Genomic DNA, 10,333 nt, shown 5'->3' on the forward strand with positions numbered 1-10,333 from the left:
AACAGACATTTCTGGTGTACAGGATATTATGTTGATACAGTAGGAAAGAATGCTAAGAAAATTGAAGAGTATATAAAGAACCAGCTGCAAGAAGATATTATGACAGACCAGTTAAGTTTGTTTGAAACAACAGACCCGTTCACTGGAGAAAAGTATAAGAAGAAGTAAAAACCCCTTAAGGGGGAGCTGAGAATGAAATGCAGTTGGCAGACCTTTCTCAGCCCACTTAAGGGGCAGTGTCCGTATCAAGCCCTTCTAGGGCTTCCTCAAACCACCCGTTTTACGGGTGGTTTTGATTGATAGAGCTGCGAGTTTATGTGTTCGTTTCGCTCACGTTATCTAAATCATATCGCCGCAGGCGATACTATCAACTCTCAATTCTCAACTTTGCGCTTATACGCAATTTCAGGAGTGATAGTAAGAATCGATTCCGAAGTATTCTTCAAGTGTGAGTCCGCTGGCGTGTATCTGAGTTGCAAGGTCTGTTCCTACATAGCGGATATGCCATGATTCGTACTGATAGCCTGTGATGTCCTGCTTGCCCTGTGGGTAGCGGAGTATGAATCCGAATTCGTGGCAGTGGTTCTCAAGCCATATAGCCTCGGGAGTTCCGATAAAGCTGTCATCTATCTGGTTTACATCGATAGCAAGTCCTGTCTGGTGCTCGGAGTATCCCGGACGTGCGGAATATGTATCTGCGGCGGCTTGTCCGTCACGGGCGCAGTAGTTGTTGTATATCTGAGCCTGATAATCATATGAGCGGAATCCCGATGAAAGGTAGATGTTAAGTCCCTCCTGAGCGGCTGCGCTTGAAAGCTTGCAGAACTGATTATAGCAGGTGGAGTCAAGTCCCGGAGCAAAGTCCGCAGGCAGGCTGTAGCTCTTGTTTGCAATGAGCACACCGTTTATGTAGGTGAGACCGGGGATATCATACTGCACAGGTGCAGGTCCGTAATTATCGCTTGATGAGGAAGTCTGAGCGCTCTGCTGCTGAGCAGGTGCGGCTGCGGTATTATCAGAGCTGCCTGTTGCAGTATTTGCATCAGGAGCTTCTGTAGCAGCTTCGGTGTCTGCGCTTGTTGTGGTCACAGTCTCGGAGCTGTCAGCAGCTGCGGTAGTTGTGGTATCAGAGGCAGTTGTGGACTCTTCGGCAGATGTGCCTGTGGCTGCTTCGGTGACAGTTGCCGCAGGCTGCTGCGGGATAGGGAGGCTTGAACGCTCGCCGACCTTGCCGCAGGCTGTCATTGAAGCGGCTGCCATTAATATGAGAGTTATCTTTGATATCCTTTTCATTTTTATCCTCCTTCTGCGCAGAAGAAATACTCAGCGCGTCTGCGCGTTTTTTGCTGTCATAAAAAACAATCGGGCAGGGAAGTCCAAGTGTTACGGTTCGACAGATATTTTATTATTTTGACAAATTTCACTTTACATTTCTATATTAGCACATTCTTTTTCTGCTGTCAATACAGTGTTTTGAATTGAGAATTAGCCGTTAGCTTGTAGGGGCGAACAGTGTTCGCCCGTAATTCGAGATAAAAGTTCGATTACCGATTTGTAGGGGCTGATGCTTAACAAGCACCCGTACCCTCTGTCAGCTTTGCTGACATCTCCCTACACTGTAGGGAGTCACCCACATCAGCCCGACCAATTGTACCGAATACACACGGGGCGATGTGGGCATCGCCCCCTACACATGGCTGTTTGAAGTTATTTCGTTATTCACGGGCGGATAATATCCGCCCCTACTACTTTCTACTCACTACTCACTAATTACTAATCACTATGCACTGATAACTAATAACTAAAAAACCATAAGGTAAACCCTTATGGCTTTTTTTACTGCTCTATAAAAATCACGAACTCCATTTCCGAGGTCTCCTCGATACGGCGCACATGGACGCTGCCGCCCAGTGCTTTTGCGGTCTCGTGGACGACGTAAAGTCCTATGCCGCAGCCGCTTTTGTCTGCGGCGTTTGAGCCGCGCCAGTAGCTTCTGAATACGTAGGGCAGCTCGTTCTCGGAGAGCAGCTCGCCCTTGTCGCGGACGGATATGCAGAATGCCTCGTCCTGCTTCATAAGCTTCACCGTTATGCCGCTGCCGTCGCCGTATTTCAGCGCATTTTCAAGGAGCTGGCTCACAGCGCGGTACAGGGCGTACTTGTCGCTTTCCATGATAGGGGAGCCCTCGCACTCCACTGTAAACGGTATGCGCAGAAGCGCCATTCTGTCCGTATATTCGCTGCGGATAAGGTCTGCAAGCTCCGAAAGAGGAAATAAGCTCTTTTCAAAGTCATAGCCGTCGTTTGTTGCCTCGGAAGCGGTCATAAGCTCTGCCGCCATGGACTCTATCTTGGCGGTGTTGCTGTCTATCTTGTCGGCTATATCCGAGGACATTCCCGTATCGGAGTAAAGTCCCGTCCTCACTGCGTCGGTGTAAAGACGTATATTCGCCACGGGAGTCTTTACGCCGTGAGCTATGGAGCTGACAAGCTTCTGGTGCTCGCCCTCCAGTATATGTATCCTGTGGCTGCTGGCTGCAAGGACGTCCGTAAGCATATTCATGCCCCAGATATATTTGCCGAAATATCGGCTCTTTGTCTCGGGGAGCTTCTGTATATCGCGGAGCCGCGCCAGTCTCTCGGGATATTCGGAAAGCCTGCGGAAGGGCTTGAATACGGCAAAGTGAATGAACAGTACAGCTCCTGTGAGAAGTGCAAAGCACACCGCAAGCATGATATTCACTGCAAGCTTTATGCGCTGAAAGATGCTGTCGGAGCAGGTGTACTTTACAAAGCCTGCGAGCTGTTCGTCTTTGCCGTAGATACTGCAAACCGCGCACCTTTTGTCAACGGCGGCATAAAACACGCGGTCACTGTTATTCAACGGGATAAAGACTATGCTCTCGGGAACGCTGCTGCCGTAGGTCTTTTTCCATTGCTCAGTCCTATCTGCGATTATCTTCTCGGGAGAAGCTTCGCTTTCAGCGGCAGCGTCGGATATCTCTTGGTTTATCCTGTTGACGGCAACATTACGGCTTTTCAGCTGATTTCTCATGACATTTCCGAACCCGATATTGAAGCCGATTATCAGCACCGCGAATACCGCGGTTATTATCATCAGTAAGCGGATAAACTTTTTCATGGGCTGTCACCGAATTTGTAGCCCACCTTCCACACGGTACGTATGAGCTGTGGGGAATTTGGATCCTGTTCCAGTTTTTCGCGGAGCCAGCGTATATGAACGCTGACGGTGCTTGGCTCGGTGAAGCAGTCCGTGCCCCATACGGCGTTGAAAAGCTGTTCCTTGCTGACGGCTTCGCCCTTGTGCTCCATGAGATAGCGGAGCAGCTCGAACTCCTTGGCGTTGAGCTTCAGCTCCTTGCCGTTACGGGTTACTATACGGGAATTCGGATCGAGGACTATGCCGCAGCAGCTGACGGTACTGCTTTCTGTATCGGAGGATTTGCGCTTAATGAGAGCCTTTATCTTGGCGGTCAGCACCTTCACCGAAAAGGGCTTGTCGATGTAGTCGTCAGCGCCTGTTTCATAGCCGAGGAGCTTGCTGTCCTCGTCGGTTATGGCGCTCATCATAAGTATTGGTATATCGCGGCTGCTGCGTATGGCAGTGCAGGTCTCGTAGCCGTTCATACGTGGGAGCATAACGTCCAGCAGCACCAGTCGGAAATCCTCCTCATTAAGCAGCACAAGGGCTTCCTCGGCAGCTTCGCAAAGCCTTACCGAGAAGCCCTCTTTTATTATAAAATCATGTACGAGCTGACCGAGCTCGGGATCGTCTTCGATAATAAGAATGTCGGTCATAGGTTTTCATGTCCTTTGGTAAGTATCATTTCCAGCTGCCTAAGTCTATGAACTCGGGTGAGTCCTCCACGCCGTCTGCGCCTGTAAGTACAGCCTGCATTGTCTCGGTGGAGTAGTCTGCGATGAACATATGCACCAGTCCGTCACTGCGTATGCGGTCAAGGTCGTTGTCGGTTTTCTCGCAGGTCATGAGCTCCTTGAAGCGGTCAAGGGTGATATCCTTTTTGCCGCAGAATAGATCCTTGTAGCGCTGCCACCTGATGAGGTTGTTTTCATCCTGATCTATATCCATGAGGTTCTGCGTTGTTACGAAGCAGTTGACTGCGCAGATGTAATTGCTGTCCTCCCATGTGTACTGCCTGTGGAGCTCGGAAGAGCTGTCACGTATCAGGGGAGTGCCGATTATCTTTATTTCCTCTTCATCGGGATCGTCGCTGGGCTCGGGCTTCTGGTCATCGCGGACCGTAAAGAGCTCCGCAACGAGAGCCTCGTTTTTGTCTGTGGCAAGAACGTTGACGCTGTAGGGATAGCTGTAGGCGTTTTCCGTGAGGTACTCCGCGGCGTCTCTTGCAGTGGTGAAGTTCTCAAGGGCATATCTTATGCCGTAGGTATAGCTGGTCTTGTTTTCACAGGTATATTTTACCATATAACCGCTGCCCACGTCAAGCTCTCCCAGCATTACTCCGTCGTTGTTGACGGCGGTGAGTATGGTGAGAAATCCCAGATATGACAGGGAAGTGAAGCTCTTTTCGCCGTTCTTCATATGCACAAGGGTGTGGGCTTTGCATATCTGATTTTCGGTGCCAAGCTGCCATTCAAGGAGACGGGCGGTGATGCGCTCGCCCGAAGCTGTGGCGTTTCCGTTGGCGGAGAGAGCGCTGCAGGCGGTATTTCTGAGTACATCGGGTACAAACTGCAAAAGTTTGGCTTCGTCGCAGCTGATGATCCCGTCCTCGGTGAAGCCCTCGGAATCGCCGCTTATTGCGCCTGCAAAGCCGTCAAGCTCCTGCCTGTAGTTTTCGGGGAGAGCGCTGTAAAAGGCGTCGGTGCGCTTTTTTATGCCCGAATAATCGCCGTTGAGATGAGAAAAGGCGGCTTTTATGTTCTCGTAGAGGTAGCCCTCGCACATTTCGCTGTAATCGGGATATGCAAGAAGAATGGTCTTGCCGTAGGCTGCTCCCACCTGTTGGGGAGTGCCCTTTTCATAGTCGAGAGTTACGTCGAAATAGCTGCCCTTGCACTCGATAACGCAGAGATCGTCGTCGCTTTTCACGGTCTTGACTGTCTTTTCCTTTGTGGGAGCTGTACCCTCATAGTGATTGTCGATGTAAATGTCGGATAGGGGACGGAGAGTGCTCGGTCCCTGCTCGGGGAATGAGAAATCGTCATAGCCTTTGCGTCCGCAGCCTGCGGCTGCCGATAATGTCAGGGCGGCGGCAGCAAGGATAGGGAAGAATCTGTTCTTTTTCATATTACGCTCCTTACCAGCCGCGCTCCATGAGCCAGCTGCCCAGACGGCGCTCCCTGCCTGAGAGCTCGGTCTCGTCTGTGAGCTTGCCAAGCTCTATTTCGCCCTGTATGTCGCCGTCCATGAGATACAGCACCTTGTCGCTCATGGCTGCTACCTTTATGCTGTGAGTTACCATCATTATGCTTGTGCCGTCGCGGTTTGCAGCCACAAGCTCGCGCATTACGTCTGCCGCAGCCTTTGAGTTGAGGGCGCCTGTGGGCTCGTCTGCGAATATGACCTTGGGCTCGTTTATGAGGGCTCTGCAAAGGCAGGCTCTCTGGAGCTGTCCGCCTGAGACCTCGTTCACCTCATGCTCGGCAGTCTCTATGATATCCAGCCTGCGCATAAGGGACTCGGCACGTTTGTTGGCTTCGCTTCTCGACATTCCCGACTGATAGGCGGGGAGCACGATATTATCGAACACGCAGAGCTTCTTCATCATGTACATCTGCTGGAAGATGAAGCCCATTTCAGTAAGGCGGAGCTTCGACATCTCCTTTTTGTTGAGGGAGCTTATATCACGTCCGTTGAAATTGACCTTGCCCGAGGTCATCTCGTCCATGCCGCTGACGGTGTAGAGCAGGGTGGACTTGCCGCTTCCGCTCGGTCCCATGACGGTGACGAATTCGCCCTCGTCAAGCTCGAAGTTTATATTTCTCAGCACGTTGTTGCTGTTTTTCTTGATTATATATGTTTTGCACAGGTCCTTTACCTGTAAGACTTTGTTCATCTGAACGCCTCCGTTATTCCTCGGATATCTTCCAGATACCGATGTGTTTTATGTTTCTGAGATTGATTATGGTCGTGAAGAGCACTGCCGACGTGATTATCAGCGGTATCACTATGAAGCTCACAGGGAACTCGAAATAGAGCTTCATACCTGTTACCTCGTACTGCGTCATGAAGCTTCCGAAGAATATCGTGCCCAGTGTCCACAGATACAGTTCTCCCAGAGCTATGGACAATACAAGAAGTATCACCATTCTAAGCAGATACCATGCCTTTATGGAGATATTGCGGAATCCGAGGCTCTTGAGCAGTGCGGTCTCGGGAACCTCCTCTGCAACGAAAATACTCATGTAAAGGTAGGTTATGAGTACGAGTATCAGCACTATAGCTCCGCCTACCACGTATTCAAACAGAATGAACAGTGTGTCGAATTGCTTTACCGAGTTTTTAAGATCCTGTTTGCCGTCAACGACCTGTTCACTGCCGAAAAGCTCCTTCATCCGAGCTATTACGGCAGGCTTTTCATCTTCGGGTGCGTCAATGGTGTAGCCTGTGAATGTATTGTACGACCTGAAGCCGTCCTCATATTCGCTGCCCATGATGATAATGGGGTCTCCGTTCTCCATGTAATCTATCAGGGCTGTTATAACTAACTCTCTTTCGTTCTCAACGTAGCCTGTTTTGTCTTCGTTGTTCTCTTGTATGAATACCTTTATCACATCGCCTACGTTTATGCCGAGCTTTCCTGCGGTATAGGCGCTCATTGCGGCTTCGTTGGCAAGCTTTGGCACTTTTCCGCCCTTGCGGTATATTTTTTTCTCTACTTCGCCCTTTTTCCAGAGTATATCAAAGAATTTTTCCTTGCTGTCTATTTTCATATAGCCTCTGGTTGTGTACATCGAGTCTAAATGCGCAGGAATATCGGCGTCGGCAAGCCTCTTGTTTACTATATCGGCAAAATAAACGCCTGTGTTCTGGGCTTCGTTGAATATATCGTTCTGAAGCTCTTCGTTCCAGCGGATAGAGAAATCAAGGTTGTTGTACAGCCAGTAGGAGGTGTATTTGGGATTTATTACGCTGTTTCGGACGTTGAATCCGAGAAGCACTATCACTATTCCGAGGGAATAGGATATGAGCAGGAAGATATAGCGCTTGAAGCGCATGAGTATATCCGTCAGTGCAATGAAAAAGGGCACGGACATTTTCTTTCTTCTGTGGAGGAACATGGGGAAGCGCTTGCTGAAACGCTCGCCGCGGTTCTCGCCGTGAATGGCGTCTATTACGGATATCTTGTTTATCCTGCGCATTACGATGAGTGAGAACGCTATCATCATTATGATTATGGCGATAACGGATATCACGCCGATGAGTATCATCTGCCAGCGCTCGGGGAGTATGCAGTCGGGACCGAACATATTTATAAATGCTCCTGCAATGGGCAGACCTGCGATTATTCCCACAATGCCGCCGATTATGGCAAAGGCTATGTACTTAGCGGCAAAGAGCCAGCGGAAGCTGAATGAATCCACGCCCAGAGCCTTCATCATGCCTATTTCCTTTTCCTCGTTCTTGAGGTCGGCTATCATGGTGAAGCGTATGGTCATAAAGATTATCAGTATGAGGAAAACGCTGACTATTATCACAAATACCGAGATTATCTCCATGAATATCACATCGTCGCTCATGCTTGAGCTGGACATAATGCTGAGCACGGGGACGTCCTGCTTGTACAGCCTTTCTTTCAGGCCGGCTATACTGTTCTCGGTAGGATCCTTCATCTGTATATTGTATACGATGTAGGAGCGGATATGGTTTTTGGTAAGGACTTCATAATCAGCGTCGGAAACGATGTATCTCACAACGCTGCTGTCCATATTGTCCTTGAATATGCAGCATATCTCCAGCTCATAGACCTCGCCTGTCGGCTTGGTGTATTTTACCTTGTCGCCGACTTTGACGCCTAATGTGGACTGCACCTCGATAGGTATGGCGATACAGCCGTTGGGCACGTAGAATGGCTTGTCGCTGAGGTCGTATACAAGGTCATGCTCCCGCGGCATGGTGGTGAGCCCCTGAAACTTCATCATGAACATATACCTGTTCTCGTGGAGGTCATTGTGGGGGTACTCAATGGCAGTTTCGGATATCTTTGCTATCTTGGTCGTGCTCCAGCCGGTGACATCGGGCTCTTTTTTGAGAGCCTCGGATATCCTGTCGCTGAGTTCTCCTTCGTTGAATCGCTCGGAAAGCATCCAGAACTGGGTATCGGAGCTTTTACACAGCCGCTTTGCAGTGGCTCCGCGGGTGAAATTGGAGAATATCTGCACCGAACCTGAAAAAACAAGTATCGAAGCTACACATATGAATATGAACAGTATCACATTCAGACCTTTTTTGCGTTTAAGGTCACTTTTCAGCATTTTAAAAAACATAGCTATCTCCTTTGCGGTGTTCGTCTGATACTATGATAACATATTATAGTTTAAAAAGTCTTTAAAAAAGTAAGAAAAATGAAAAATTGACGAAAATCGCAATAAGTGTGATGACATTTGCGGCGATTTGTGATATAATCAACTTGTACGATGTACAGAACATCGGAAAAACAAGATAATCTCATTACGGAGGCAAGAGCATGAAAAAGTTCATGGCTATTCTTTGCATGACCGCACTTTTATGCGGCTGTTCATCAAAAAATACAGGCAGCAGTGACTCTCAGTCCGCTGTTTCAGGTAATAATACAGGCTCGGAGGTGACTACCGAGGCTGATACAGGCAGCGGCTCACAGGAGGGAACTACTGTGAACAACGCTCCAACCGATCCGAATCTGGAGAGCGATCCCTCGGAGATACTGGTCAGCGGCGAAAAGACCGATATGAGCTCCGTTGCAAATGTGAGCTGGGACAAGATATACCGCTCTGCACTGGAGGACTTCAAGAAGTCCGATAAGTTCAGCGACGACGCCCGCTTCACCGTTTATGATATAAACGACGACCATGTACCCGAGCTTATCATATCATACGGCGGCTACGGTGACAAGACTTTCCTCGTAAAAACTCTCAGCGAAAGTGTTTACACTGAGTTTGAGCCGATGACAGGCTGCGACCAGCTCTCATACGTTATGGACAGAAGCCTGCTGACGGCTGTTCGTCTCCGTGACGAAATACAGGTGCAGAACATTCAGCTCTACCGCATAAAGAGCGGCATGATGGCTAATGTGGGCTCGTTCCAGCGTTCAGCCAGCGCTGCTAAGGTCGACGGCGTGCCTGTTACAGATGATAAGTACGACGAGGAGTACACACACTACATATCAGGCGTTATCAAGAGCATGGGCTTGGATTTCGGCTTTGACGACGCTACCATTGACGCAGCTCTCGGCGATACGGAAAGCTGGGAAAAGGGCTATGAGGCTGTGCTCAACGATTACCTTAAATATAAGAAGGCAAACGACGATAACCACTTCTCTCTCTATGATATAAACGGCGACGATATTCCAGAGCTTTTTGTTTCGGGCGGATATCATTACGCTCCATATGTTGATATATACTCATGGAACGGCTGTACAGTGCCTGTTGGCTCATTCGGTACAGACGGCACTATCGGCTTTGCTCCCGACAGCAAGGAGCTCATCTCCCTTGTTGATAATCCAAGCTATACCGCAGGCAGCGTTTACAGCTTCGATACAGAGGGCAATTACAAGTTCTCGGAGCTGTTCAGCTACGGAAATACCGAGAACAGCAAGAAGCAGGACGAAAATGCTGAGGTCATCTACAAGGTGAACGGACAGCTCACCGACAAGAGCGATTACGAAAAGCAGGTCAAGGAAAAGGTTAAGAAGTCCTATTACGTCCTTGGTCAGGATAACGACGTTACCGCAGATACCGTAAAGAACGTAGGCAGCGGCAAGTATAAGGAAGCCTCTAAAAACTGAAAATAACACAAGACAGCCGTGAATCTATGTTTCACGGCTGTTTTTTTGTATTCCGAAAACCCCTGGCTCTGCCAGGGGTTCAAAGAAGCTTTAGCTATGAGTAGAAAAAGAAAACCTCCCATGTTATAATGGTAATGGTCTGCCAACCAAACTGAAAATAACAAAGGAGGTATCGTCATGAAACGAGACGATATAAATAGTTTAGCACATTCCAAGTGGAATTGCAAGTATCATATAGTGTTTGCACCGAAGTATAGACGAATGGTGATTTATAGTCAGATAAAAACTGATATAGGAAAGATACTAAGAAGGTTATGTGAACAAAAAGGAGTAGAAATAATAGAAGCA

9 protein-coding genes are annotated in these 10,333 nt (G+C 48.8%); 3 read left to right on the top strand and 6 right to left on the bottom strand.

Annotation, left to right across the window (positions count from 1 at the left end):
* Positions 1–168: transposase (locus T497_RS16685; protein WP_037325006.1), on the top strand; the 168-nt coding region annotated here is incomplete at its 5' end.
* Positions 169–405: 237 nt separating this feature from the next.
* On the opposite strand, the gene T497_RS16690 is transcribed toward T497_RS16685, so the two are convergent.
* From T497_RS16690 to T497_RS0111435, 6 genes are all read right to left on the bottom strand, one after another.
* Complete coding sequence (locus T497_RS16690) at positions 406–1,293, bottom strand: M15 family metallopeptidase (RefSeq protein WP_051530638.1); 888 nt, start codon at positions 1,291–1,293, stop codon at positions 406–408.
* 543 nt (positions 1,294–1,836) lie between these two features.
* Positions 1,837–3,141: a sensor histidine kinase gene (locus tag T497_RS0111415; RefSeq protein WP_028515728.1), complete on the bottom strand. Its 1,305-nt coding sequence runs from the start codon at positions 3,139–3,141 to the stop codon at positions 1,837–1,839.
* A complete protein-coding gene (locus T497_RS0111420) occupies positions 3,138–3,818 on the bottom strand; it encodes a response regulator transcription factor (protein WP_028515729.1) in 681 nt (226 codons plus the stop codon). The genes T497_RS0111415 and T497_RS0111420 overlap by 4 nt, the downstream gene beginning before the upstream one ends.
* Positions 3,819–3,843: 25 nt before the next feature.
* On the bottom strand, positions 3,844–5,289 hold the full coding sequence (locus T497_RS0111425) for a C45 family autoproteolytic acyltransferase/hydolase (protein WP_028515730.1): 1,446 nt from the start codon (positions 5,287–5,289) through the stop codon (positions 3,844–3,846).
* 10 nt (positions 5,290–5,299) lie between these two features.
* Positions 5,300–6,058, bottom strand: coding sequence for an ABC transporter ATP-binding protein (locus T497_RS0111430; protein WP_028515731.1), 759 nt, complete (start codon positions 6,056–6,058; stop codon positions 5,300–5,302).
* A 13-nt stretch (positions 6,059–6,071) separates the two neighbouring features.
* A complete protein-coding gene (locus T497_RS0111435; protein WP_028515732.1) occupies positions 6,072–8,489 on the bottom strand; it encodes an ABC transporter permease in 2,418 nt (805 codons plus the stop codon).
* Between the two features lie 200 nt (positions 8,490–8,689).
* Here T497_RS0111435 and T497_RS0111440 point away from each other — a divergent pair, with 200 nt between their 5' ends.
* Together T497_RS0111440 and tnpA are read left to right on the top strand one after the other, a co-directional pair.
* On the top strand, positions 8,690–9,985 hold the full coding sequence (locus tag T497_RS0111440) for a hypothetical protein (protein WP_028515733.1): 1,296 nt from the start codon (positions 8,690–8,692) through the stop codon (positions 9,983–9,985).
* 177 nt (positions 9,986–10,162) lie between these two features.
* Positions 10,163–10,333: IS200/IS605 family transposase (gene tnpA / locus T497_RS16695; RefSeq protein ID WP_037324698.1), on the top strand; the 171-nt coding region annotated here is incomplete at its 3' end.

This window comes from Ruminococcus flavefaciens MA2007, from assembly GCF_000621845.1.
Taxonomy (GTDB): Bacteria; Bacillota; Clostridia; order Oscillospirales; family Ruminococcaceae; genus Ruminococcus; species Ruminococcus flavefaciens_E.

Coding starts and splice junctions, on each gene's coding strand:
- T497_RS16690 (WP_051530638.1), bottom strand. CDS start 1,293: ATGAAAAGGATATCAAAGATAACTCTCATATTAATGGCAGCCGCTTCA.
- T497_RS0111415 (WP_028515728.1), bottom strand. CDS start 3,141: ATGAAAAAGTTTATCCGCTTACTGATGATAATAACCGCGGTATTCGCG.
- T497_RS0111420 (WP_028515729.1), bottom strand. CDS start 3,818: ATGACCGACATTCTTATTATCGAAGACGATCCCGAGCTCGGTCAGCTC.
- T497_RS0111425 (WP_028515730.1), bottom strand. CDS start 5,289: ATGAAAAAGAACAGATTCTTCCCTATCCTTGCTGCCGCCGCCCTGACA.
- T497_RS0111430 (WP_028515731.1), bottom strand. CDS start 6,058: ATGAACAAAGTCTTACAGGTAAAGGACCTGTGCAAAACATATATAATC.
- T497_RS0111435 (WP_028515732.1), bottom strand. CDS start 8,489: ATGTTTTTTAAAATGCTGAAAAGTGACCTTAAACGCAAAAAAGGTCTG.
- T497_RS0111440 (WP_028515733.1), top strand. CDS start 8,690: ATGAAAAAGTTCATGGCTATTCTTTGCATGACCGCACTTTTATGCGGC.